This is a genomic window from Pseudomonas fluorescens (assembly GCF_902498195.1).
GTDB classification, from domain to species: Bacteria; Pseudomonadota; Gammaproteobacteria; order Pseudomonadales; family Pseudomonadaceae; genus Aquipseudomonas; species Aquipseudomonas fluorescens_BU.
Genome location: NZ_CABVIY010000004.1, coordinates 523,751 through 547,425 on the forward strand (window position 1 = coordinate 523,751; position 23,675 = coordinate 547,425).

21 protein-coding genes and 3 pseudogenes are annotated in these 23,675 nt (G+C 61.4%); 12 read left to right on the forward strand and 12 right to left on the reverse strand.

The genetic code is table 11. The features are described 5' to 3' along the window. Positions 1–332: 332 nt before the first annotated feature. From F8N66_RS17630 to potE, 5 genes are all read right to left on the reverse strand, one after another. Entirely contained in the window at positions 333–1,169 is an 837-nt protein-coding gene (locus F8N66_RS17630) for a FecR family protein (protein ID WP_150771391.1), read from the reverse strand. Then, on the reverse strand, positions 1,166–1,705 hold the full coding sequence (locus F8N66_RS17635; RefSeq protein WP_150771392.1) for an RNA polymerase sigma factor: 540 nt from the start codon (positions 1,703–1,705) through the stop codon (positions 1,166–1,168). Before F8N66_RS17635 ends, F8N66_RS17630 begins: the two co-directional genes overlap by 4 nt. A 223-nt stretch (positions 1,706–1,928) precedes the next feature. Further along, a complete protein-coding gene (locus F8N66_RS17640) occupies positions 1,929–2,330 on the reverse strand; it encodes a hypothetical protein (protein ID WP_150771393.1) in 402 nt (133 codons plus the stop codon). A 170-nt stretch (positions 2,331–2,500) separates the two neighbouring features. Beyond that, a complete protein-coding gene (locus F8N66_RS17645; RefSeq protein WP_150771394.1) occupies positions 2,501–4,786 on the reverse strand; it encodes an Orn/Lys/Arg decarboxylase N-terminal domain-containing protein in 2,286 nt (761 codons plus the stop codon). 23 nt (positions 4,787–4,809) lie between these two features. Beyond that, a complete protein-coding gene (gene potE / locus F8N66_RS17650; RefSeq protein WP_150771395.1) occupies positions 4,810–6,192 on the reverse strand; it encodes a putrescine-ornithine antiporter in 1,383 nt (460 codons plus the stop codon). A gap of 185 nt (positions 6,193–6,377) precedes the next feature. Here potE and F8N66_RS17655 point away from each other — a divergent pair, with 185 nt between their 5' ends. From F8N66_RS17655 to F8N66_RS17670, 4 genes are all read left to right on the forward strand, one after another. Beyond that, positions 6,378–6,707, forward strand: a complete 330-nt coding sequence (locus F8N66_RS17655; protein WP_150771396.1) for a hypothetical protein — start codon at positions 6,378–6,380, stop codon at positions 6,705–6,707. 353 nt (positions 6,708–7,060) lie between these two features. Then, the gene (locus tag F8N66_RS31510) at positions 7,061–7,231 is read left to right on the forward strand and encodes a hypothetical protein (protein WP_191623025.1); all 171 of its coding nucleotides are present in this window, start codon (positions 7,061–7,063) and stop codon (positions 7,229–7,231) included. Between the two features lie 447 nt (positions 7,232–7,678). Beyond that, on the forward strand, positions 7,679–8,095 hold the full coding sequence (locus F8N66_RS17665; protein ID WP_150771397.1) for an organic hydroperoxide resistance protein: 417 nt from the start codon (positions 7,679–7,681) through the stop codon (positions 8,093–8,095). Positions 8,096–8,793: 698 nt separating this feature from the next. Beyond that, a complete protein-coding gene (locus tag F8N66_RS17670; protein ID WP_150771398.1) occupies positions 8,794–9,450 on the forward strand; it encodes a hypothetical protein in 657 nt (218 codons plus the stop codon). 75 nt (positions 9,451–9,525) lie between these two features. Here the strand turns inward: F8N66_RS17670 and F8N66_RS17675 are convergent, their stop codons facing one another. From F8N66_RS17675 to F8N66_RS17685, 3 genes are all read right to left on the reverse strand, one after another. Continuing rightward, positions 9,526–10,128 carry a TIGR00730 family Rossman fold protein gene (locus F8N66_RS17675; RefSeq protein WP_150771399.1) on the reverse strand — a complete coding sequence of 201 codons (603 nt, stop codon included), beginning with the start codon at positions 10,126–10,128 and terminating at the stop codon, positions 9,526–9,528. Positions 10,129–10,153: 25 nt separating this feature from the next. Next, a complete protein-coding gene (locus F8N66_RS17680; protein ID WP_150771400.1) occupies positions 10,154–10,786 on the reverse strand; it encodes an FMN-dependent NADH-azoreductase in 633 nt (210 codons plus the stop codon). Positions 10,787–10,898: 112 nt separating this feature from the next. Further along, positions 10,899–12,317, reverse strand: a complete 1,419-nt coding sequence (locus F8N66_RS17685) for a PLP-dependent aminotransferase family protein (protein WP_150771401.1) — start codon at positions 12,315–12,317, stop codon at positions 10,899–10,901. 222 nt (positions 12,318–12,539) lie between these two features. Between F8N66_RS17685 and F8N66_RS17690 the strand changes: the two genes are divergently transcribed. Both F8N66_RS17690 and F8N66_RS17695 read left to right on the forward strand, forming a co-directional pair. Beyond that, positions 12,540–12,995, forward strand: a complete 456-nt coding sequence (locus F8N66_RS17690) for a carboxymuconolactone decarboxylase family protein (protein WP_150771402.1) — start codon at positions 12,540–12,542, stop codon at positions 12,993–12,995. Between the two features lie 61 nt (positions 12,996–13,056). Further along, positions 13,057–13,377 carry a DMT family transporter gene (locus tag F8N66_RS17695; RefSeq protein WP_150771403.1) on the forward strand — a complete coding sequence of 107 codons (321 nt, stop codon included), beginning with the start codon at positions 13,057–13,059 and terminating at the stop codon, positions 13,375–13,377. A gap of 10 nt (positions 13,378–13,387) precedes the next feature. Here the strand turns inward: F8N66_RS17695 and F8N66_RS17700 are convergent, their stop codons facing one another. The 4 genes and pseudogenes from F8N66_RS17700 to F8N66_RS17715 form a co-directional block, all read right to left on the reverse strand. Next, positions 13,388–14,485: a M48 family metalloprotease gene (locus F8N66_RS17700; RefSeq protein WP_150771404.1), complete on the reverse strand. Its 1,098-nt coding sequence runs from the start codon at positions 14,483–14,485 to the stop codon at positions 13,388–13,390. A 27-nt stretch (positions 14,486–14,512) separates the two neighbouring features. After that, entirely contained in the window at positions 14,513–14,935 is a 423-nt protein-coding gene (locus F8N66_RS17705; protein WP_150771405.1) for a hypothetical protein, read from the reverse strand. Further along, the gene (locus tag F8N66_RS17710) at positions 14,932–16,467 is read right to left on the reverse strand and encodes a CHASE2 domain-containing protein (protein ID WP_150771406.1); all 1,536 of its coding nucleotides are present in this window, start codon (positions 16,465–16,467) and stop codon (positions 14,932–14,934) included. The genes F8N66_RS17705 and F8N66_RS17710 overlap by 4 nt, the downstream gene beginning before the upstream one ends. Before the next feature lie 246 nt (positions 16,468–16,713). Further along, positions 16,714–17,313, reverse strand: a pseudogene (locus F8N66_RS17715) (LysR substrate-binding domain-containing protein); the annotation flags it as partial. A gap of 2 nt (positions 17,314–17,315) precedes the next feature. Between F8N66_RS17715 and F8N66_RS17720 the strand changes: the two are divergent. From F8N66_RS17720 to F8N66_RS17740, 6 genes and pseudogenes are all read left to right on the forward strand, one after another. Continuing rightward, a pseudogene (locus F8N66_RS17720) lies at positions 17,316–18,167 on the forward strand (cation:dicarboxylate symporter family transporter); the annotation flags it as partial. A 258-nt stretch (positions 18,168–18,425) separates the two neighbouring features. Then, positions 18,426–19,343 carry a LysR substrate-binding domain-containing protein gene (locus tag F8N66_RS17725; RefSeq protein WP_150771407.1) on the forward strand — a complete coding sequence of 306 codons (918 nt, stop codon included), beginning with the start codon at positions 18,426–18,428 and terminating at the stop codon, positions 19,341–19,343. Positions 19,344–19,619: 276 nt separating this feature from the next. Then, a complete protein-coding gene (locus F8N66_RS17730; protein WP_191623014.1) occupies positions 19,620–20,807 on the forward strand; it encodes an aromatic ring-hydroxylating oxygenase subunit alpha in 1,188 nt (395 codons plus the stop codon). A gap of 12 nt (positions 20,808–20,819) precedes the next feature. Beyond that, positions 20,820–22,265, forward strand: coding sequence for an aldehyde dehydrogenase family protein (locus F8N66_RS17735; RefSeq protein ID WP_150771408.1), 1,446 nt, complete (start codon positions 20,820–20,822; stop codon positions 22,263–22,265). 5 nt (positions 22,266–22,270) lie between these two features. Continuing rightward, a pseudogene (locus F8N66_RS31825) lies at positions 22,271–22,435 on the forward strand (rubredoxin); the annotation flags it as partial. Beyond that, positions 22,424–23,665, forward strand: a complete 1,242-nt coding sequence (locus F8N66_RS17740) for an FAD-dependent oxidoreductase (protein ID WP_224790504.1) — start codon at positions 22,424–22,426, stop codon at positions 23,663–23,665. The pseudogene F8N66_RS31825 and the gene F8N66_RS17740, both read left to right, overlap by 12 nt. Positions 23,666–23,675: the final 10 nt, after the last annotated feature.

A 23,675-nucleotide genomic window follows, 5' to 3' on the forward strand; every position in this document is an offset into this window, starting at 1 on the left:
GGGGATTGCGTACACCAGCCAACGTCAGGTCGGCTTTAAGGCCGCCTCGCTTTGGCTTTTGATTTTGATCTGGGCGCCCCGTTAAACCATGCTGGGCCAGGGATGGCCCATCGCGGCGACCCACGGAGCAATGCCTTCGTTCGGGCATGCCGAGCCTAAGCGAGGCACCGAGTGGTGGGGCAAGAGCGCTTGGTTACTTGGCGCCGGGCGGCGTTCCGCGCTTCCAAGTGACCCGCTGTAAGAGCGGAACCATTAGCAGCCATTACCCAAATAATGGATCTACACCCGAACCCATCTCCGTTAAGCAAACAACCCCAAATCCCAAGCAAAAATCACTTCTTCACCGCCTTGCGCCGCACATGCAGGGTGCCATCGAACTCGGTGCTCAGGCTCAGCGGCAGGATGTTCGGCAACAGGTTGAGCAGGTCTTCGACGTTACGGGTATCGAATACGCCGCTGATCGGCAGGCTGGCCAGGCTCGGGTCATCGAGGACGATCGTCGGCTTGCGGTAGCGCTGGATCTGCGCCAGGGCTTCGGCCAGTGGCGTGCGCTCGAAGATCAGTCGGCTGTCCTTCCAGGCAATCGCCGTGTCGGTGTCGACCGTCACCGGTGGTTGCAGCAGCTTTTGTCGCACCTCGACCTGCTGGCCCGGCACAAGCTGCACGGTGTGGCGGGCTTCGGTGGTGTCGTTCACGCTGACGGCGCCGCGCACCAGGGTGACCCGCACCGCGTCATCGAGATGGCTGACGCTGAACAGCGTGCCCAGCACCTCGACCTGCGCGACCCCGGCGTCGACCTGGAAGGGGCGCACAAGGGTCCCGGACACATCGAACAGCGCCTGCCCGCTTTGCAGTTCCACCCGTCGTGAGCGCAGATGCCAGGCCACCGTGACGCGGCTGTCGCTGTCGAGGGTCATGCGGCTGCCATCGATCAGTTTCACCACCCGGCGCTCGCCGATCACGGTGTGGTACTGCTCGCTGTCATAGGCGGGGTCGAACCACGCCAGCCCCGCGCCCAGCAGCACCAGCAACGCCGCTGCGCCAAGTGCCTTGCGTGGTTTGCGCGGGGTGGGGGTGGGCATCGGGAAGCGATTGCGCAACGCTTCGCGGTGGCGCGCCAGGGCTTCTTCCTCCCGGGACAGTGGCGTTGGGGCTGGCGATGGGTTCATCGGGCACGCTCCGTATCATCAGGGGCTGCGCGATCAAGGTGCGCGCGGCAGGCGGCCAGGCCCAGGCGCAGGTGTTTTTCCACGGTCTTCAGGGAAATGCCCATGCGCGCGGCCACTTCGGCCTGGGGCAAAGCATGGATCTTGTGCATGACGAACACCATCTGACAACGCGGCGGCAGCTCGGCGATGGCCTGCGCCAGGCGTTCCAATTCCCGGGCCGCCTCATACTGCTGCGCGGGCAAGGGGGCCTGGCAAGCCGCGTCGGGCAATTGGGGCATGGCCACCACCCAGGCCTGGCGCCGACGTTCGCTGCGATAACGACTCACCGCCTGATCGTGAGAAATCTTGCGCAGCAAGGCCAGGGGCGTGTGGACGTCGTCCTTTTCACGCTTTTCCAGCAACTGCACGCAGACGTCATGCACCACCTCCCGGGCAAATCCGCGATCACCGAAGCGCCGGCGCACATGGTCGACCAGTTCGTCGTAGTGACGTACCAGGGTGCTGATCAGCGAGGGTTTGACGGGATCGAAGGGCATGACAGACCTGAGGCGAGGCAGAACGATGGCGAATATAAATGAGAAAGCTTTTCATTCATAGCCTCGTCGATACAGTCTGTCCCGAGCCCAGGCGAGGAGGCGGCGGGCATCACCCGCCGCCTTGATGACGCTTATTGGCCGACGATGCCCGCCAGCAGCGGCGCCATCTGCTCATCGGTCACCGAACGTTGGGGGGCAGAAGAGAATTCGATGAGGGGGTTGATCACGCGTCCCGCAGCAGGTCGTTGGCGTTGAGCAGGTCGTAGGCGATTTCCGGGCGCTTTTCCATGGCGCGGCGGATCGCGGCCGGGATCGAGGCGCGGGTCTTGCGGCACAGCCCCGGCAGTTCGTCGACGTAGATACCGATGCCGCGCATGGTGCGCACTTCGTTGAAGCTTGGGACGATGTCGATGCGGATGCCTAATTGCTCGAACATCCGCCGTTGCAGGTGTTCCAGGTCCTGCAGGCTTTGCAGGTTTTCCAGGCGCTCGATCAGGCGCTTTTCTTCGTTGCGGGTCAAAAACAGGATGCGCACGTCCGCGCCGGGTGTTTCCAGCAACGGGTCACGCCCGCAATCGCAGGCACCGGGCGGGCAGGGTTGGCGGATCGGAGCAGAGGTGGTCATGGGGTTCAATCATAGAGCGCTGTGATCGAGTTTGCCCATAGGGATTGATGGAGATTCAATGTGGGAGCGGGCTTGCTCGCGAATGCGGTGGGTCAGTTGACATTATTCATGTCTGATACACCGCATTCGCGAGCAAGCCCGCTCCCACATTTCGGACTTGTGTGAATCCGCTATTTCAATACCAGCATCCGGTAAACCCCGGCCTCGGCTTCGATCCCATGGGTGTCGTGGGTGAATCCGGGGAAGGATTTGTCGAAGGCTTCCAGCGCCTTGAGATAGGCCAGCAACGGCCCGTCCGCGGGACCTGCGTTCTCGCCCGGCATCAACAAGGGAATGCCCGGTGGATACGGCACGATGCCGGTGGCGGCGATACGACCGGCAGCCTCTTCCAGCGTCACCAGCTCGATGTCGTTGCGCACCAGTTTCTCGTAGGCCTCCACCGGGCTGAATTCGGCTTTGGGCAGTGTGCCGAATGCCTGCGACATGTTGGCGGTGGTCTTGTGTTGCTTCATGGCGGCGAAGATTTCGTCGGCCAGGTCCTTGATGCCCATGCCGGCGTAGCGGGCCTGGTTGCCGGCCAGCAGGTCCGGCAGGCACAGCTCCAGTTCGACGTTGTCGTCATAGTCGCGCTTGAAGTCGAGCAGGGCGTTGACCAGCGTGCCCCATTTGCCTTTGGTAATGCCGATGGAGAACAGGAACAGGATGGTGAAGTCGGTGGTTTTCTCGACGACGATGCCCTGACGCCCCAGGTACGCCGTGAGTACGCAGGCCGGGATACCCGAGGCGAGCAGGCAGCCGTCGTCGCCCATGCCCGGGCTGAGCACCGAGACTTTGATCGGGTCCAGCATGCAGTAGCCGTCCTCGATGTCGCCAAAACCGTGCCACACCTCGTTCGGGTGCAGCACCCAGCAATTGGGTTCGGTTTTGAGCAGCGCCGGGTCCACTTCGTGGAACGGCACCGCGGCATTGCCCACCTGTACCGACGGCGGCTGCCAGCAGGTGAAGAACCAGTCGTTCTTGCTGGCCATCTCGTTGTGCATGCGCGAGATGACCTGCCGGAAGGCAACGGCTTCTTCAATGGATTCGCTGGTGAGGATCTGCCCGCTGGGCGCTTCCATCATCGCCGCACTGACGTCGCAGGAGGCCATGATCGCGTAGTTCGGCGAGGTCGAGGCGTGCATCATGAACGACTCGTTGAAGCGCGCATGATTGATCGAGTTGCGACCGTTGCGCACATGAATCATCGAGGCCTGGGACAGCGCCGCCAGCAACTTGTGGGTCGATTGGGTGGCGAACACGGTGGGTCTGGAGTCGTCGTGATCGTCGGGGCTGCCGTGCATGGCGAAACGCTCGCGATACAGCGGGTTGAAGCGTGCGTAACCGTACCAGGCTTCGTCGAAATGCAGACGGTCGACGCTCTGCCCCAGCAGTTCTTCGACCCGGGTGACGTTGTAGGTCAGGCCGTCGTAGGTGGAGTTGGTGACGATCGCGTGCACGGGCGTGGGATCGATGCCGGACTTGACCAGCGGGTTGTTGGCGATGGCCGCCTTCACGCCTTCGGCGCTGAGGGTTTGCGGCAGGATCGGGCCGATGATGCCGTAGCGGTTTCGCGTCGGCACCAGGTAGGTCGGGATGGCCCCGGACAGGGTCATCGCGTGCTCGGCGGATTTGTGGCAGTTACGGTCGCACAGGGCGATCTGGTCGCGCGTGACGCTGGCCATCAGGATGACGCGGTTGGACGTCGACGAACCGTTGGTCACGTAGTAGGTACGGTGGGCGCCGAACACCTTGGCGGCGTAGCGTTCGCCCTGGCCGATGGGGCCGCTGTGATCGAGCAGCGAACCGAGTTCGCCGACCGAGATCGACAGGTCGGAGCGCAGCAGGTTTTCGCCGAAGAACTCGTAGAACGCGCGCCCGGCGGTGCTCTTCAGGAAGGCCGTGCCGCCGGCATGGCCAGGGGTGTGCCAGGAATATTCATAGTTGCGGGAGAACTTCACCAGCGCGCCGAACATCGGCGGCAGCGCGGCCTGGCGATAGCGCTCGATAGCCGCCAGGATGCGTCCGCTGAGGAAGCGGCTGGTGTCTTCGGGCAGCCAGATGAAGTCGTCGGCGTGCTGCATGACGATCAGCGGGATGCTCGAGGCAGTGCTGCGGTCGCTGATCAGGAACACCGGTACGCGGGTGTTGCGTTCGCGCAGGCTGACCAGCAACTTGATGCATTCCTCGTGGCCTTCGCTTTCGTCCATTTCCCAACTGACCAGCACACATTGAATGGCCGGATCCGAGCGCAGGATCGACGTGGCGTCGGTCAGGGACTCGGAGGCCAGTACGTGGATCGCGCGTTCTTCCACATCGTTGATCAACTGGGTCAGGGCGCGACCGAAGACCGTGCGTTTGTCCGGGGACTTGCTGACCAGCAGCGCCAGCATCCCGAGTGAGTGTCTATATTCCGTCATGATTGAACCTCCAGATTGGCGGATTACACGTGATTGACCGGTACCGGTTCTTCAGTGAGGTGCTGCGCACTGACGGTCTGTGTCGGTACGCTTTTGTTGAGTGCTTCCAGACGAATCAGGCGGTTGTTGACGAAGCCGAACAGTGTGTAGCCGAAGATGGTCGCCACGCCGCCGAGCATCAGCGCCTGCTCACCCGAGCTGTACAGCGCCAGGTAGCTGTAGGCCGCCGCAATCAGGGCGATGACGTTGGTGGCCAGTGCCTTGCCTTCCGGCACGTTGGAGACCTTTTGTATGGTCATCACGGCGGCCATCGACAGGATGTAGGGCACCAGGTTGGTGACCACGGCCAGGTTGACCAGGGTGTCGAACTGCTTGCTCAGGTCCGGGCTGATGGTCAGCAGTGCCAGGGCCGTCTGTGCCGCCAGCAGGACCAGCATGCCGACGATGGGCGTGCCGGCCTTGTTGGCCTTGGCGAAGATCGGCAGGAAGTAACCGGTGTCCGCCGAGCTTTTGTACACCTGGGCAATGGTGAACTGCCAACCCAGCAACGAACCGATGCAGGCAAGCACCATGGCCGCCATCACGAGGTTACCGATCATGGGGGTGAACATTTTGGCAAACACCAGGCCGAACGGCGCGGTGGAGGCCGCCAGTTCAGGGTTGTCGACGATGCCGGCGATGACGTTGGTCGAAACGATGTAGATCACCGCCGCGCCCAGGGTGCCGCCCAGCACCGCAATCGGAACGTTCTTCTCGGGGTTCTCCACCGCGTCGGTGTTGGCGCACGCCGATTCCAGGCCGAGGAACGCCCACAGGGTGATGGCCACCGAGGCGCCCGCGGCTTCGAACCAGCCCATGTTGTGCGGGTTCCAGCCGGCGGCGTAGACGCTGCTGTCGAACCAGAACCAGCCGATGGTGGACACCAGCACCACCGGCGCGATCACCCCCCAGACCGTGATGGATCCGATGCGCCCGGTAATGCGCGCGCCGCCGAAGTTGGCGAAGGTGGTGATCCACAACAGCGCGATGGTCGCCAGACCCACTTGCAGTGAGTCGAGTTTTATGTGGAACAGCTCCTGGATATAGCCCACCGCCGTGATACTGATCGCCACGTTGGCAATCAACAGCGAGAGGCCATAGGTGTAGTTGGTAATGTAGTTACCGCCCTTGCCGAAGGTGTATTCGGCATAACCACCCATGCCGCCGGTCTTTCGACTGAGCATCCCACAACGCGCAAAGGCGTAGGCCAGTGCGAGTGAGCCGGTGGCTGTCACCAGCCAGGACAGAATGGAAATGGCGCCCACTTCCGCCAGTTTCGACGGGAGCAACACGATGCCCGACCCCAACATGTTGACGGCGGTCAACATGGTCAGTTGCCCCACACTCATTTTCTTTGCGACTGACATTCCGTTGCCCCATTAGTTGGCAGAAGAGACTCATAGCTATAGCAAAGGTTTGAAATGTCGCAAGAAAATGACTCGCGTTTACTGACGTGGGTCAGTGTATTGAGAAGAAGGCATTATGCTGGCCCCCCTGTGCCTCGCTTGTCGCCAGAATCGCCGCAATTTCAGGCGCTTAGGGTGGGAAGTGAATGCGCAATATATGGATCGTACTGATCTCGGTGGGTGTCGCGGGCCTTGCCGTATGTGCCCAGGCCAAGGAACTGATGCCTAATGATCGTTACATGTGTAGTTGGGGCGCGGGGACGGCCGCTAGAGCGCAGGAACTGAAGTTATCCGGGGTTTCGTTATATGCCGCGCGGCAGAAAATCCAGTCGTACAAGTTTGCCAAGTCGTGGATGCGGATGATGGCCATGGGGATTACCGAGCAGACTTATGACAGCCCTACGCGGTATAAGCCGGCGGCGGTTCGGGAGAGTTTTTATGAGGATTGTGTGAGGTATAAGTTGGCGCGTAAGTGAGGGATTGGGGATTGGGGGGCATATCCATTTCTTCGGTTACGGCGGCTGGCGGTTTCGCTCTTACAGCGAGTTACTTGGAGAAGCGCCAAGTAACCAAGCGCTTTTGCCCCTTTCGTTCGGTGCCTCGCTAAGGCTCGGCATGCCCTCGCTTCGGTCCTGCTCCGTGGGTCGCCGCGATGGGCCATCCCTGGCCCAGCGCGGCTAAACCGGCATCCATGCCGGTTTACCCACTGCGCAGAACCTGCGCTCGGCCTCACGAGGGGGCAAGAAGATCAAAAGCCAAAGCAAAAGCGAGGCGGCCTTAAAGCCGACCTGCTTTTCGCTGGTGTACGCAATCCCCTGTAGGAGCGAGCATGCTCGCGATGGTCGTCAACGATGACGCGGGCTGTCTGAATGAACGCGGTGTCTGGGCGTTCATCGCGAGCATGCTCGCTCCTACAGTGGATCGGGGCCCCAGCCAAAGCCAGGTCGGCTTTCAGGCCGCCTCGCTTTGGCTTTTGATTTTGATCTGGGCGCCCCGTTAAACCACGCTGGCCGAACGCAGGCATTGCTCCGTGGGTAAACCGGCAGGACGCCGGTTTAGCCGCGCTGGGCCAGGGACGGCCCATCGCGGCGACCCACGGAGCAATGCCTTCGTTCGGGCATGCCGAGCCCAAGCGAGGCACCGAGTGGTGGGGCAAGAGCGCTTGGTTACTTGGCGCTTTTCCAAGTAACCCGCTGTAAAAGCGGAACCAATAGCCGCCGTTACCGCAGCAACGGATATGTACGTATGTACGCCTTCGCGAGCAAGCCCGCTCCCACCCGGATTCGCACAAACCCCACATCCCCACCCTGAACAAAAAGGCGGCTTTGTCGGATCAGGCACCCGGTTGTGCAGCGACGTCTATATTGAATGACTGGCATCAGGCCCGACGGCCGCTTTTCTGATTCACCTGAAAGTGCATAAACCTCATTTCAATCAGGAGAACATCATGACCCAGCTCGACAAAGTCCTGTACACCGCCAAAACCCACACCACGGGCGGCCGGGACGGCGCGTCCAAAAGCTCGGACGGCATTCTCGATGTCAAACTGTCGTCCCCGGGCACGGGGGGCGGTGGCACCAACCCGGAGCAACTGTTCGCCGCCGGTTGGTCAGCGTGCTTTATCGGCGCGATGGGCGTCGCGGCCAAGGAACTGAAAGTGACCCTGCCCAAGGACGTGGCCGTCGACACCGAAGTCGACCTGGGCACCAATGAAGGAGGCTACCTGCTGCAGGCTCGGCTGAATGTCAGCCTGCCGGGGCTCGATCGCGAAACCGCGCAGAAACTCGTCGATACCGGGCACAAATACTGCCCGTATTCGAAAGCCACGCGTAACAACATCAACGCGGTGGTCAAGCTCGTCTGAGTTCAAACAAGAATGGTCCTGGCGACCGATTTCACAAGTAGCGCCGCCAGGGCCAGTATTGTTTCGGTTTAAACACTTTCATTAATGACTTCATCGCAAAGTTTATTTGCCGTGCGTGATAGGTGTGCGTTTGTACTGGCGTGACTTGATATAAAGGATCCAATCTCGGCAAAAATAGTATGACTGTTTTGAACGATGGGTCGTGGGTGATAGTTGCTCCACTCATACCGGGGTTTTTTGCTCGTATGGCAACTAACGGATCCAATCAGTCATGTCGATTGTCATCTAAGTCAACCAGCCCAGTTGGCATGGGCATCGACACAAAAGTTGAAGGGAAAATGCCGTTCCCATTGGCCCTTACACCAGCGACCGCCTGTCGGTGGCCTGATCGAAAAATGAACATTCCGGGGCTGCGGCCCTCAGATTCTGCAGCACGTCAGCCCATGACCTGCTGTTGAAGTCGTAATGCCGAAGTGAACCGAACCTCAAATGCATTGAATGCAATTGGGGATTTTTTTACCCGGAATTTGAGAGGTGCTCACTCAGTAATCATCGATTTCCTTACCCGTTCAATAGGGCACTCAATAACTAACCTATTGTCTGGATTTCTTGTATGAGCAAGGTCGTGCAGGTTGTTTAAAACAAATGTCCTGTAGATTGGCCGATCTGTACTATCGAATAAGGTGGAGATAATACCCGTGGCGATAAATACAATTATGAGCCTGATCGAACATAAAGAATTCATGGAGTTTTTGCGACTGGGCGTTCTTTACGTTCATCTGGTCGCCTGTTGCGTGGCGATAGGCCTGGTGCTGACCAGTGATATGGCGATGGTCAGGGACATGTTGAAGCGCAAGGCCCTCACTGAGCATGATCATGCGCACATGGAGAGTCTTCAGCGATCTGTCGTGATGGCGTTGATCGGTCTATGGGTGACGGGCGCGGCCATTATCGGCATCGATTACCTGGGCAAGGGCATGGAGTACTTCATGAACCCCAAGCTGCACGCCAAGGTGATTATTGTCCTGCTGCTGACCTACAACGGCATCGTGCTGCATCGCCTGGTATTGCCTGCCCTGCAAAAGGCCGGCTCGTTGCTCGAACTCGGCTTCAGTGCGCGGATGCTGGCGCTGTTTTGTGGTTCGCTGTCCGCGGTGTCCTGGATGTATGCCGCCTTGCTCGGTGTCGGGCGTCCGCTGGCCTGGAAATATTCGCTCTCCGAACTGTTGATGGCGTATCCGGTGCTGATTGTCCTGGGCTTCCTGACGATGCTGGCGTTGACGCAACGCGCCAAGCGCCAGGGCTCGTTCATGGCGCCGCAGTGGGCCACTGCGGGGGCGCAGCCGGCCGCTTAGGTTCAGGCTGGCGCTGAGATAAAAAAGGTCCTGGCGACCGGTTTCGGGAGCAACGTCGCCAGGACCTGAAAACGTTCAAATGGCGGGAGCCGGCCCGATCCACTTGGTGACGGTCGGTGCTTGCCAGCGTTCAAGCGCATCGATCAGCGCCGATGGATCAGTGTCGAAAATCAGCATCGCGCTGTGTTCGGCCTTCATGAACCCTTCCTTCACCGCATGGTCGAGCAGGCTGCGCACCGGGTCGAAAAAACCGCCGATGTTCAGGCACGCAACGCCTTTGTGGTGTTCGCCCAACTGCGTCAGCGTCGCCGCTTCAAACAATTCCTCGAAGGTCCCCAGTCCGCCGGGCAAGGCAATGAACGCATCGGCGCATTCGCTCATGCGCGTCTTGCGGCTGCGCATGTCCGGCGTCACTTCAATGCGGGCCAGCCCTGCGTGCGCATGCCCGAGTTCGAACAGCAGACGAGTGATGATGCCGTCGACCTGGCCGCCCTCGGCGAGCACGCTGTCGGCGATGACGCCCATCAAGCCCTTGTGAGTGCCGCCGTACACCAGGCGCAAACCGCGCCGGGCGATTTCCCGGCCCAGGGCGCGGGCGCCTTCGACATAGGCGGGGTTGAAGCCGTCGTTAGAGCCGCAGAACACGGCAATGCTGCGCAGGGGCGTCGCGTGGATCATTGAGTTTCTCCTGTGGTGGACGGGTTCAGGCCGGCACGGGTGCGGCACTGGAAAAATACTGCGCTGCTTCCCGCGCGGTTTTTTCCCGGCTGGCCTTCAAGGCATCCGGTTTCTGACCGGTCCCTTCCACCGAGAAAAATGTCACGTCGCGCAAGCCGATGCTCGCCAGCACGGCCTTGAGCCAGGGTCGCAGGAAGTCCGGTTGCTGGGCGTTGACCCCGCTGAAGGTGCCCCCCGAAGCGATGGCGACGTACACCGGCCGGTCGTGCAGGGCGCCGACCTTGCCTTCAGCGGTGATGCGAAAGGTCCGGTCGGCCTGGATCACATGGTCGAGCCAGGCCTTCAGTGCCGAGGGCACCATCAGGTTGTGCATGGGGGTGGCGATCACCACGCAGTCGGCTTTTTCCAGTTCGCGGATCAACTGCTCGGACCGCAGCAGGGCGCCTGTGGCGGCATGGCTGCCCGACGTCTCGCGCCGCTTGCTCACCGCTTCGGCATAGTCGGCATCGATATGCGCAAGCCCGCTGACGCCGCGTTCGGTGATGATGAAATCGCCACCGCGGTGGCTGTCGATCAGGTGATTGATGAGGGTCTGCGAGAGCCGGTAACTCTCGGAGGCTGTCCCTCGCGGGCTGCAGATCACGCGCAATATTTTCATGGGAGCCTTGGATGTTGGTGAGGACAAGGCCTGCATGATGTCGCCGCTTGGCCCTGTGCCAAAGAGCCAAGAATTGCCTGCGTGTATGGACCATGAGTGAGAGCGGGCAGGCTCAGAGCAGCGCGAGGATGCGTTTGCCCAACTGCTCGGCGCTGGCTTGGGAGTCGATGTTGGCGAAGCCGAGCATCAGGCCGCTATGGGTCTGGGGGCCGATGCAACAGGCGCTCAAGGGCTCGGCGTAGATCCCCGCCTGCAGCAGGCGCTCGACCAGCGCGCGGTCCGGTTGCGGCCGGGTCAATCGCAGGATCAGGTGCATGCCGCCGGGCTGCGCGTCGATGCGAATGTGCTCGCCCAAGGCATCGCCCAGGCCCCTGACGGCGGCCTCGCGGCGCTCGCCGTAGAGTTTGCGCATGCGCTGGATGTGCCGGGCGAAATGGCCCTCGGTCACAAAGGTCGTGACGATCGCCTGGGTGAGTTCCGGGCAGCCGCCGAGGAAGGTCTGGCTGACATGCTCGAAGCGTTCGACCTGGGCCGCCGGCACCACCAGGTAAGCCAGGCGGATGCCCGGAAACAACACTTTGCTGAACGTGCCGGCATAGAGCACGCGCCCCTCGCGGTCCAGGCTTTTCAGCGCGGGCAGCGGCCGGCTGACGTAGCGGTATTCGCCGTCGTAGTCATCCTCGATGATCCAGGCCTGCTCGCGGCTCGCCCACTCCAGCAGTGCCAGGCGTCGCGGCAAAGTCAGCGACATGCACAGCGGGCTCTGGTGCGCGGGCGTGACGATCGCGGCACGCGCGTTCGGCGAGTGGTTGATGCCTTGCGCGACGTCCATGCCGTCCTGATCGACAGCAACAGGCTCGATGGCAATCTGCAAATAGTCGAGCAACTGGCGGGTAGGGGGGTAGCCGGGATTTTCCACGAGCACGCGATCGCCCGCCTGGAGCAAGGCGTGGACGATCAGGGTCAGGGTGTTGCGATAGCCCGAGGTCACGAACACCTGGGCAGGCTGGCAACTGATGCCACGCGCCACTTGCAGGTAGCTGGCAATTGCATTGCGCAGCGACTCCAGGCCTTGTGCCGACGGATTGGCCATGTCCGGGACCCGCGTGGCGCGCACGCAGCGTGCACCGATCTGCGCCCAGATCTTGCGCGGAAATTCATCCAGCGCCGGCAGGGCCATTTGAAACGGCAGCACCGGCGCCTTGTGCCGCACCGAGGTGCCGGCCGATGGACTCAAGGTGGACTCGGCGCGGGTCGACGCCGGCCGCAGGTTCAGCCCGGCGGCCACCACCGTGCCGGCCTGGCCACGGGACTGGATGTAACCCTCCGCCGTCAGCAGCGAGTACGCAGTATCGACAGTGCCCCGGGCCACCCCAAGCTCTTTGGCCAGTGCCCGGGCCGCAGGAATGCGTTCGCCCGGCGCGAGTACGCCGTCGCTGATCGCGCCGCGAAACCGCCAGTAGATTTGCCGGTAGATCGGTTCCTTCGAGGTGGGGTCCAGGGGCGACAGGCTGTTGAGGGGCTGGGTCACGGGCTCACTCCGGATAAAAACGCAGGCGTGGCCGCCATCGACCGTGATCGTACAAGCCCCATGGCTTTCATCCAAGGGCCATGAATCGCTTTGGAGGCTGGGCCATGAGGATGACCGACGCCACCCTCATGGCCCAATGCAAAAGCCAGAATATGGACCTTCATCGATAGACCAAGCAGGCCCACCATGGCGTCCTCCAAACAGCAAACACGAGGATTCATCATGACTCAACGTATCGACTACGCCAGCGCTGCCCCTGAAGGTTACAAGGCATTCGGCAATGTGTACGGCTATCTGCTCAAGACCGGCCTGCACGCCGAGCTGATCGATCTGGTTTACCTGCGGGTTTCGCAAATCAACGGCTGCGCGTTTTGCATCGACATGCATTCGCGGGATTTGATCAAGCTCGGTGTCGCGGTGGAAAAACTGGTGCTGGTGCCTGTGTGGCACGACGCCGGGAGCGTCTTCACCCCACGTGAACGTGTGGCCCTGGCGTGGGCCGAGGCGGTCACCCGGGTGGCCGAAACCGGCGTTCCCGATGCCGCCTATGCGGCGGTGGCGGCCGAGTTCAGCGAAAAGGAACTGGCGGACCTGACCTACGCCATCGGCTTGATGAACGCCTTCAATCGCTTCGGCGTGGCGTTCCGCTCGACACCGGCGGCCGCTGAAAAAGCCTGAACCTAACGCTCGCTCGCCCGGCACTCCTGCCGGGCGAATCCACCTGACGGAGCAATCACACATGGCCTGGGCACTGCTGGGTATCGCCGGCATTCTGGAAATCGCGTTCGCCTTCTACATGAAGAGTTCCGAAGGCTTCACACGACTGGTCCCCGGCGTCTTGACGGTCGTCACCGGCCTGTCGAGCGTCTTTCTGCTTTCACTGTCGTTGCGCACCTTGCCGGTAGGAACGGCCTACGCGGTGTGGACCGGCATTGGCGCGGCGGGCACCGCGCTGGTCGGCATGGCGCTGCTCGGCGATTCCACGGCGCCGCTGCGGCTGCTGTGCATCGGCGTGATTCTGGCCGGTGTCATCGGGCTGAAACTGGTCTCGGCGAATTGAGGCACAGGCCTCATTTCCCGCCCGCCGTTATCTCCTGGTAAATCGCCTGCAGGTTGGCCTTGCGTTCCTGGGTATTGGGGTGGCGCAAGGCCGGGGACTTGACGATGTCTTCCACATCGCCCGCCATCGCTTCGGCCTGGTTGCTGGCGGCTTTTGCAGTGGGTTCGGCCTTCGCCGGCGGCAAGTCCTTGATGAAGGCGTTGATCGCCTCCGCCAGCTGCTGGCGATCGGGATAGATCCGGCTGAGCATTTTCACCGCGCACGAGTCAGCTTGCAGTTCCTGGTCGATGTGGTGGCGGGTGAACTGGCCTTTCTCCAGCTTGACCCGGTCGACCACGGCCTTGGGATTGCCCTGGGCGTTTTTCATCACCTTGAGCAACTCTGACTTGGCGCTGAAGGAATCGACCACCAGGCTCTGCATCTCCTTGGTTTCGTGCCGTTGCAACACATGGGCGATTTCGTGGGCGAGGGCAAAGTAGGCTTTTTTCTGCATCTGCGGCGTGTCCAGCAAACCCTTGTCCAGATACAGGTAACCCCCCGGCAGGGCCAGGGCGTTGTGGTTGTCGGTCCCGACGATGAACAGCTTGAACTGATAGTCGTAGGGCTCGTGGACGCTTGCCAGAATATCGCTGAGCATCTTGTCGGCGCTCGGGTAGAACTTGCGGCCCTGCTTGCCGTCGCGGCCCAGCAACTCGCTCTCGGAAGACTGATGCTGGCGCTCGGCGTACATCACCTCGGCGCTCATGGGCATCCAGTTCAATTGCTTGGCCGCCAGTTTTGCCGACTCGCCGAGTTTGTCGCTGCTGGCCGCCGCTTGCGAACCGCCGCCGCCGAGCAGCCTGCTCAGCTGTCCGGGCACGGCCTTGAGTCCTTCCTGCATGCCGAACACCGTGAGCGAGGCGAAGTTATCGGTCAGCCGGTACGGCTGCACCAGATCGGCACAATGCCGGTCGAGGACGACAAGCGCCCGGGGCGGCAGGCTGTCGAAGTCCTTGATGTGTTGCGGATTGTCCTGGCTGCTGAAGGGGTTGGACAGTTTCGGGGTGCTGCAGGCACTGGCCAGTATCGCCAGCGCCAGCACCCCGTGCAGGGCCACGCGCGCATTCATGGGGTATCCCCGACAGGTGCATGCCTGTCATTTGAGCTGTTGCTTGAGCTGGTTGATGCGCAAGTCCCTGGCGCTGTAGTAACCCTCTTCGTCGAGGACCGCGGCTTCATACACCAGCCGACGGGTCGGGTCGGACACCTCCTTCTTAATCTTATCCAGACGTGGGCGCACTTCAGGGTCGGCCTGGGCCTTGGCCAGATTGGCCTGGGCTTCCTGGGCGTTGAAGGGGCGGTCTTCTTCGAGTTTGCGGCCGCCGGTCTTGTGGGTGCTGAGCAACCTGTTGATCACGGACATCAGGGTGCCGCAATCGGTCTGCTCCTTTTCCTCGCGGATGCGTTGCAGGCTGGCTTGTTGCACGTCCTGCAGACCTTGGCAGTCCTGGGCCATGGTTGACACCGAGGCAGGCAGCAGCAGGGTGGCGATGGTGAGTTTGCAGCAGAAAGCATTCATAGGATTTTCTCGAGGATGTGCAAAAGCTGTTCTCGGAACGCAGCAAGCAGCAGCAGGAAAAACGCCGTGCGGCGAAAGCACAGCAGGATCACTGCGCCATACTGTCCGCTACGCCGCAGGCGCTTGCAGTCAAGGTAGATGAAGCGCAATGCTCGCTCTTGAAGGCTGTGGGCGTGGTGTGGGCGCTGTTCGAGTTCCACCGCCACTTGGCTGGAAAAGTTCTCGGTGCCCTTTTTGTGTGCCGCTCTCAGCCGCTTGATCAGGGCCTGGCGCTGCTCGTAGCCCTCGCCCACGGCAGCACTCACGGCACTGTTGAAAAAACTTTCGATCAGCATCCCCAATGCAATCGGAATCGGTGACAGCCAAATGTTGCGGTAGCGCAACAGCAAAAACGACAAGTACGTCAGCACGGCGACCAGGACCACGAAGCCAATAGCCAGTATCAGGATCAGCCAGGGGGCCCTTTGGCGGTCGAAGGCCCGGGAGCTAAATCGCAGGTTGAAATAGCGGCGCCAGGCCCAGGCAATCAGGCCGCCCATCAACAGACCGAGGCCGAGGTCGAGGACAAATGCCAGCACCTCGTTTTGAGTGGTGGGTTGCACCAACGACATGAACGCCGCGGCATGCACCTCCACGCCATACATCGTACCGAGCGGGGTCAGGAAGGTATCGCTGTCACCAAAGCTGGTGCCGAGAAACACGACCGGCAAATAGAGCGCTTCATACGGGGTCTTGGCGCTGCATTGGCTCCCGACTAGCCGTGTGGGCAGCTGGCTCAGCGAAACGGCGCGCAATCCGGAAAAATAGTGACCTGGGTTAACCGTCAGTTTTTTTTGTTTTTCCTTCAGACAGTTGGTGAGTGGTTTGTCCGGGTACTTGTCGTATGCGGCGGCAGCCAGCGATGATTTTTCGCATTCAAGGTCGTTGACCAATCCATAGCTGACTCTGATGGTGGGGTCATCCGCGAAGGACACAAAACCCTCAAGTGCTGTTCTCCAATTCTTGATGTTCTGCCTGGCTCCGGCATCCAGCATCTTGAAAGGGGCCATCAACACGGTCTCGATACCCTCTCGATGTTTCGTGAGCAGCGTCAGGAGCTGTTCGTCGCATAGCTTGGCCTCGGCATTAGCCGGAGCGTTGAGGGGGGTCAAGGGCGAGTCAAGCAGAACAGGTGAAAGGTCGAGGTCGACCACCACCAGCTTCGGTCGCCCAGGCAGGTCGTATATGGCTTGGAGGTCATTTTTCAGCTGGCAGCGGTTCAGGGGGCTGCGTTCCCGGTAATAGTCTTCATTGCTTTTCTGGTCGATCAGCACTACCGCCACCTTGGGATCGCTGCCGGTCTCCCTTGCAACGCTATTGGCCGTGAGGTTGCCAATGGCGAGAAACGCATAGCCGTCGATGGCGTCGAGCATATGCAAATCGTGATGACAGATACTCACGATGGCCGTGACCATCAATGCCGCAGGCAAATGGTGGGTGCCGGCAGATATGAAACGGGCGATCCAGTGTTCGGACTTGTCATGGCCGGTCATGCCGAAGTTTCCGTCATCCACGAAACGCCAACCCAGGAATCCGCTGGGGACTGTGCAGGAGTCTGCCGTTGTTGCGTTCCGGTACTGAGCAATGACCTACAGCTCTGCAAAAAATGGCATGTTCAACCGTTGCGCTCCCTGTTCACACTAGCAGTTGGCCAGTTGCTCGCAAGCGCCCTTTATCGGCGAAATAGACCGCTTGATCCCGGCTGTTTCGCGGCTGTTACACTTTCGGATCCATTTCGTTCAACTGTCCTCGACATTGTCGATGTGCTTGAAACGCTCGATCAGGAAATCGATCAGGCTGCGCACCCGCGCCGACAGATGCAGCTGTTGCGGGTACACCGCATACACGTCGGCGCGAGTGGGTGTCTGGTCTTCCAGCACCAGGCGCAAGCGGCCGCTGCGCACATAGCGGGCGATGTCCCATTCGGCCCGCAGCAAGATGCCGTATCCCTCCAGCGCCCAGTTCAGGGCCACCTCGCCATCGTTGCAGCCCAGGGCGCCATGCACCTTGATGTTGTCGGTGTGCCCGCCGTTGGTGAAGCTCCAGACGCCATAGGGCGACTCGTTCTGCCGGATGAAAATGCAGTTGTGGTGTTGCAGGTCGCCGAGCTTTTGCGGGGTGCCGAATTTGTCCAGGTACAGCGGCGAGGCACACAGCAGGCGACGGTTGGAGGCAATCTTGCGCGCATGGAATGCCGCGTCGGGCAGGGTGCCGAAGCGAATGCCCAGGTCGAAGCCGTGGGTGGCCAGGTCCAGCGGGTGATCACTGATTTCCAGCTGGATTTCCACTTCGGGGTATTGGGCGTAGAACGCGGCCAGGGCCGGGCCGATGTGGCGCCGGGGCCCATGTCGGCCCACGCGGCAAAGCGTTCGTCGACACCCTGGACAGCCTGATGCAGGGCATGTTCCGCATCGTCAACATGGTCATGCGCCTGGCCCCGATCGGCGCATTCGGCGCCATCGCGTTCACCATCGGCAAATACGGCTTCGGCTCGCTGTTCTCCCTCGGCAAGCTGATGGCCTGCGTGTACCTGACCTGCGCGGTGTTCGTGATTTTCGTGCTCGGCCCGATCTGCCGCTACAGCGGTTTCAGCCTGTGGAAATTCCTCAAGTTCATCAAGGAAGAACTGTTCACGGTGCTGGGCACCAGCTCTTCGGAATCGGTGCTGCCGCAGCTGATTTCCAAGATGGAAAAGGCCGGCGTGTCCAAACCCGTCGCCGGGATGATCATCCCCTCCGGCCTGACCTTCAACCCGGACGGGCAGGCGATCTACTACACCATCGCTGCGATCTTTATCGCCCAGGCGACCAATACGCCGCTGACGTTGACCGATCAATTGATCGTGCTGGCGGTGCTGATGTTCACCTCCAAGGGCTCGGCGGGGGTCACCGGTTCCGGCTTCATCATCCTGGCGGCGACGTTGTCGTCACTCGGAACGATTCCGGTGGCGGGGATGGTGTTGCTGCTGGGCGTGGACCGGTTCATGTCGGAGGCGCGGGCGATCACCAACACCATTGGCAATGGCGTTGGCACCATGGCCATTGCCAAGTGGGTGGGGGCGCTGGATACGGTGAAAATGCACAAGGCGTTGAATGGGGAAGTGGTGGAGGAGAAGCCGGAGACGGCCCCTGCAGGAGCGAGCCTGCTCGCGAAAAATGTCCAGGCACCGCGCCCCTTCAGACAGCCCGTGTAATCGTTAGCGTCCTTCGCGAGCAGGCTCGCTCCTACAAGGATCCGTGCTGCCTGGCACATTATCCCTGTGGGAGCGGGCTTGCCCGCGATAGCGGCGTGTCAGGTGACATCAATGCTGGATTTGCCGGCCTCATCGCGGGCAAGCCCGCTCCCACAGAGTCAAGGTGTAGGGACAGCCACCACCAACTCCGCTGTCCAGCACCGACACCAAGGACTAAACTCCCGCGATAAAACCAAAATAACGACGTGACCTGCCTGCATGAAAATCCACCCGTTACCACCGCTCAACAGTCTGGTCGCGTTCGAAGCCGCTGCGCGTCACTTGAGTTTCACCCTGGCCGCGCAGGAACTGAACGTCACTCAGGGCGCAATCAGCCGACAAGTACGCCTGCTTGAAGACTATCTGGGCAAAGTCCTGTTCGAACGCACCACCCGCACGATTCACCTGAGTCCGGCGGCCAGTCAGTATTACGAAACGGTCCGCGCCTCCTTGCTGCAAGTAGCCCAGGCCACGGGTGAAATCCGCCATTGGCAGGGTGCCGAGCAAGTCACAGTAGCCACCAGTACCGCGATGGCCTCACTGTGGCTGCTGCCCAAAGTCACCGAGTTTCAACGGGAAAATGAAGAGATCGACCTGCGCATCATCGCCCATGACCAGGTGAAGGATTTCTCCCGCCTGGATTGCGACCTGGCGCTGTATTACTGCAGTACGCCGCCCCGGGACATGCAGGTCACGCCGTTGTTTTCCGAAGAGGTTTATCCGGTGTGCAGCCCCGCCTACCTGGCCAAGCATCCGGCCTTGAGCATGCCTTCAGACCTGGCGGCCTGTACCTGGCTGGTGCTCGACGACCCGCAGCGTGACTGGCTTGGCTGGCCCGAATGGTTTCACAGCCAGGGCTTGAATAACGTCGAGCCCAAGCGCCGGATCAATATCAACAGTTATTCGATGGTGATCCAGTCGGCCCTCAATGGACAGGGCGTGGCGCTGGCCTGGTCGAACCTTGTCGATGACTACCTGCAAAGCGGTGCGCTGGTGCGACCGCTGGATGCGGTATTGCGCACCGATGCACAGTTTTGTCTGCTTGAACCGCTGTCTCGCGGCGGCATGCGCCAAAGCGTAAAACGCTTTCGCAGCTGGTTGATGAATCAACTCCCGTCGAAGCCTGATATCAAATAACCGCACCCCCTGTAGGAGCGAGCCCTGCTCGCGAAAAACGTCCAGGCAGCGCGGTCATTCAGACAGCACTTGTTATCGTTGGCGACCATCGCGAGCAGAGCTCGCTCCTACAGGTTGGCGGGCCACAGATGGTCATATTCATGATCAAAAGTCATGAATCCCTCCCGAAATATCGTTTGTCGACACCCCCTCCGTTTTCCGAAACTTGCCGCCAGCGGACCTGGCGAATCAAGCCTGCCGACCTTTCCAAACCGTGCCCAGCAGGGGAAAACAATAATGACCACCCTCCAACAAATTCCAGTGCATCACCTCGAAACCGTGCTCAATCCGATCCACGAAGCCACGGGCCTGAGCAACGAGTTTTACACCGAACAACGTTACTTCGAACTTGAGCGCGATCAGGTCATGGGTAAAACCTGGGCCTGCGTCGGTTTTGCCAGCGACCTGGGCAAGGCCGGTTCGGTCAAGCCCGTCGACTTCATGGGCCTGCCGTTGCTGCTGATGCGCAACCGTGAAGGCCTGGTGCAGGTGTTCCATAACGTGTGCAGCCACCGCGGCATGAAGCTGGTGGAGGAGGCCGGTGAGGTGCAAGGCGTGATTCGCTGCCCTTACCACTCCTGGACGTACGACCTCAATGGCGGCCTGCGCGGCACGCCTCACGTTGGCGGGATCGATCAGCACAAGGATGAGCGCTTCGCCTGTGAAAAACACGGCTTGAAAGCCATCCGCAGCGCTATCTGGATGGACATGGTGTTCATCAACCTGTCGGGCGATGCGCAACCGCTCGAAGACATGCTGGCGCCATTGACCCAGCGCTGGACGCAGTTCCTCGGCGAAGACGGCATGAGCCTGCTGAGCCGCCGTCCGGGCCACGACGCCACCACCCTCGATATCAACTGCAACTGGAAGCTGGCCGTCGAGAACTATTGCGAGGCCTATCACCTGCCGTGGGTCCACCCGAGCCTGAACTCGTACTCGCGTCTGGAAGACCACTACAACATCATTTTCGACGAACATTTCGCCGGGCAGGGCAGCTACGCCTACAACCTGTCGGACGTGGCCGGCACGCACCTGCCCAAATTCCCGGCCTGGCCGCTGGACCGTCTGCGCAATGCCGAATACGTGGCGTTTTTCCCTAACGTGTTGTTGGGCATCCAGGCTGACCACGCCTTCGCCATGCAGCTCGAACCGGTGGCTCCCGGTCGCACCATCGAACACCTGCGCCTGTTCTACGTCGGTGACGAAGCCGCGAGCAGCGATGAATTCGCAGCCTGCCGCGACGCCATCCTGGAGTCCTGGAAAGTGGTGTTCGCCGAAGACATCAGCTCGGTCGAAGGCATGCAGAAAGGCCGTCATTCCCCTGGCTACAAGGGCGGCGCGTTCTCCCCGGAAATGGACATCCCGACGCACTTCTTCCACCAGTGGGCCGCGCGTCAACTGCTCGCCACCACGCCGTCGGCCTGAGGAGGTTATTCCATGTATCCGATAGCCTCTCACTGGCTCAACTACATCGACGGGCAATGGAGCGACAGTGTCCAGCGCCTGACGGTGAACAACCCCGGCACCGCCGAGCCGTTGGCGACCATCGCCCAGGCCAGCGTGGCCGATGCCGAGCGGGCCGTGCAGGCGGCCCGGCGCTGCGCCGACAGCGGCGAGCTGACCCGCGCGCGTCCGGCGCAACGGGTGACCTGGCTGCTGCGCATCGCCGAGGAAATTCGCGCCGTGGCGGATGAAGGCGCCTGGGTGCTGTGCCAGGAAAACGGCAAGCGCCTGATCGACGCCAAAGACGAGTTCATCGAGGCGGCGCGCTACTTCGAGTATTACGCCGGCATGGCGGACAAGATCGAGGGTACGTCGATTCCGTTGGGCAACGGCTACATGGACTTCACCCTGTACGACCCGATGGGCGTGTCGGCGCAGATCGTGCCGTGGAACTTCCCGGTGTCGATCTGTGCCCGTTCACTGGCGCCTGCCTTGGCGGCCGGCAACGCGGTGGTGATCAAGTCGCCGGAGCTTTCACCGTTGGGCATGTGCGTGCTGATCCGCGCCATCGCCAACGCCGGTTTGCCTGACGGCGCGGTCAACCTGATCTGCGGCCGTGGTCGTGAAGTGGGCTCGCATCTGGTCAGCCATCGCGGCGTCGATCAGATCGTGTTCACCGGCTCCGTGCCGACCGGGCAGACGATATTGCGCGATGCCGCTCAACACGCGATCCCCAGCGTCATGGAACTGGGCGGCAAATCGGCGGCGATTGCCTTTGCCGATGCCGACCGTGAACAACTGCTGGCCAGCGTCCAGTCGGGCATCTTTTTCAATGCCGGCCAGGTCTGTTCGGCGATGTCGCGGCTGCTGGTGCAGCGTGAGATTTATGAAGAGGTGGTCGAGGCGGTGATCGCCATGACTGAGGGCCTCAGTGTCGGCCTGGGCCAGGACAACGCCGACCTCACGCCGGTGGTCAGCGCCGGGCAACTGGCGGGCATCGAAGCCTTGTGCCGACGGGCCGTGGAAGAGGGCGCCGTCGCGGTCACCGGTGGCGAAGCGTTCGCTGACCGTGCCGGGCACTTCATGCGTCCGACGGTGTTCCGCGACGTCACGCCGCAGATGTGCATTGCCCAGGAAGAGGTGTTCGGGCCGGTGCTGGCAATCATGCCGTTCGACACCGAAGAAGAGGCCATTGCCATCGCCAACGGCACCGAGTTCGGCCTGGTGGCCGGGGTGTTCACCCAGGACATCAGCCGCGCCATGCGCTGCACCCGTCGACTGAAATCGGGCCAGGTGTTCATCAACGAATGGTACGCCGGCGGCATCGAGACGCCGTTTGGCGGGGTCGGGTTGTCGGGCTTCGGTCGCGAAAAAGGTCAGGAAGCCCTGTACAGCTACGTGCGCACCAAAAACGTGGCGATCCGGATCGCCGGGGAGTGAGCACCATGTTCAAGACTTGGCTTTGTATCGTCTGCGGCCTGATTTACGACGAAGCGCTGGGCTGGCCCGAGGACGGCATCCTCGCCGGCACGCGCTGGGAAGATGTTCCCGAGGACTGGGTTTGCCCCGAATGCCACGTCGGCAAGGCTGATTTCGAGATGCTCGACATCAGTGAGTACGCCGAGGCGGCGGTGGCTATCGCACCTGCGCCAGCGGTAGCCGTGCCTGTTGTCGCGGCATTGCCGCGCGGACCGATTGTCATCATCGGCAGTGGTTACGCCGGTTACGGGCTGGCCCAGGCGTTGCGCAAGGCGGATGCCAAAGTCGAAATCCGCGTGCTGACGCAGGAGTCCGGGCATCTGTATTCCAAGCCCGCGCTGTCGATCGGTTTGTCCCAGGGCAAGAGCGCCGAGGCGTTGTCCGGTGAGTCACCGCTGGCCATCGAACAGCGCTTGAACATCCGCGTCTATCCCCACTGCAAGGTGCTGGGCATCGACAGTGCCAAGCGGCGCCTTCGCACCAGTTTCGGTGAAATGGAGTACGGCCAACTGGTGCTCGCCAGCGGCGCGCAACCCATCCGCTTGCCGATCCAGGGCGACACGGGCGCGATGCTCAGCGTCAACAACCTTCAGGATTACCACGGGTTCCGCGAGCGCCTGACCGGCGTGAAGCGCGTGGCGATTCTGGGCGATGGCCTGATCGGCTGCGAGTTTGCCAATGACCTGGCGCACAACGGATTCAGCGTCGATGTCATCGGCCTTGGTCGCTGGCCGATGGAGCGCCTGCTGCCCGTCGAGGCGGGGCAGGTGCTGCAACACGCGCTGGGTGAACTGGGCGTGAAGTGGCATTTGCAGAACACCGTGGAAGCGATTGAGTCGAGTGGGCAGGGCTATCGACTGAAGCTTGCGGGCGGCCAGAGCCTTGAGGCCGATCTGGTGCTGTCGGCGGTGGGTCTTCGTCCTGATCTGACTCTGGCCGAAACTGCCGGTATCGCAGTCGGGCGCGGCATTCAGGTCAATGCCCAGCTGCAAACCTCGGTGTCGGGCATCTACGCATTGGGCGATTGCATCGAGATCGACGGCCAGTTGCTGCCGTATCTGGCGCCGATCAATCAGGGCATTCAGGCGCTCAGTAAAACCCTGCTCGGCCAACCTACGGCCGTCGATTATCCGCTGATGCCGGTCACGGTGAAAACGCCGGCCGCGCCGCTGTGCCTGTTGGCGCCGGCGATGGCCAGTGACGGTGAGTGGCGCTGCACGCCGACGCCGGACGGATTGAGCGCCGGGTTCTATGACGCCGAGGGCAGGCTCAATGGCTTTGTGCTGTTGGGTCGCCACGCACAAACACAACGCAGCGCATTGCTGCAGTCCTGTCAGAACGCTCAGCAGGCTGTTGCCTGAGGCCGCAATC

Coding starts and splice junctions, on each gene's coding strand:
- F8N66_RS17630 (WP_150771391.1), bottom strand. CDS start 1,169: ATGAACCCATCGCCAGCCCCAACGCCACTGTCCCGGGAGGAAGAAGCC.
- F8N66_RS17635 (WP_150771392.1), bottom strand. CDS start 1,705: ATGCCCTTCGATCCCGTCAAACCCTCGCTGATCAGCACCCTGGTACGT.
- F8N66_RS17640 (WP_150771393.1), bottom strand. CDS start 2,330: ATGACCACCTCTGCTCCGATCCGCCAACCCTGCCCGCCCGGTGCCTGC.
- F8N66_RS17645 (WP_150771394.1), bottom strand. CDS start 4,786: ATGACGGAATATAGACACTCACTCGGGATGCTGGCGCTGCTGGTCAGC.
- potE (WP_150771395.1), bottom strand. CDS start 6,192: ATGTCAGTCGCAAAGAAAATGAGTGTGGGGCAACTGACCATGTTGACC.
- F8N66_RS17655 (WP_150771396.1), top strand. CDS start 6,378: ATGCGCAATATATGGATCGTACTGATCTCGGTGGGTGTCGCGGGCCTT.
- F8N66_RS31510 (WP_191623025.1), top strand. CDS start 7,061: ATGCTCGCGATGGTCGTCAACGATGACGCGGGCTGTCTGAATGAACGC.
- F8N66_RS17665 (WP_150771397.1), top strand. CDS start 7,679: ATGACCCAGCTCGACAAAGTCCTGTACACCGCCAAAACCCACACCACG.
- F8N66_RS17675 (WP_150771399.1), bottom strand. CDS start 10,128: ATGATCCACGCGACGCCCCTGCGCAGCATTGCCGTGTTCTGCGGCTCT.
- F8N66_RS17680 (WP_150771400.1), bottom strand. CDS start 10,786: ATGAAAATATTGCGCGTGATCTGCAGCCCGCGAGGGACAGCCTCCGAG.
- F8N66_RS17690 (WP_150771402.1), top strand. CDS start 12,540: ATGACTCAACGTATCGACTACGCCAGCGCTGCCCCTGAAGGTTACAAG.
- F8N66_RS17695 (WP_150771403.1), top strand. CDS start 13,057: ATGGCCTGGGCACTGCTGGGTATCGCCGGCATTCTGGAAATCGCGTTC.
- F8N66_RS17700 (WP_150771404.1), bottom strand. CDS start 14,485: ATGAATGCGCGCGTGGCCCTGCACGGGGTGCTGGCGCTGGCGATACTG.
- F8N66_RS17705 (WP_150771405.1), bottom strand. CDS start 14,935: ATGAATGCTTTCTGCTGCAAACTCACCATCGCCACCCTGCTGCTGCCT.
- F8N66_RS17710 (WP_150771406.1), bottom strand. CDS start 16,467: ATGACCGGCCATGACAAGTCCGAACACTGGATCGCCCGTTTCATATCT.
- F8N66_RS17725 (WP_150771407.1), top strand. CDS start 18,426: ATGAAAATCCACCCGTTACCACCGCTCAACAGTCTGGTCGCGTTCGAA.
- F8N66_RS17730 (WP_191623014.1), top strand. CDS start 19,620: ATGACCACCCTCCAACAAATTCCAGTGCATCACCTCGAAACCGTGCTC.
- F8N66_RS17735 (WP_150771408.1), top strand. CDS start 20,820: ATGTATCCGATAGCCTCTCACTGGCTCAACTACATCGACGGGCAATGG.
- F8N66_RS17740 (WP_224790504.1), top strand. CDS start 22,424: ATGCTCGACATCAGTGAGTACGCCGAGGCGGCGGTGGCTATCGCACCT.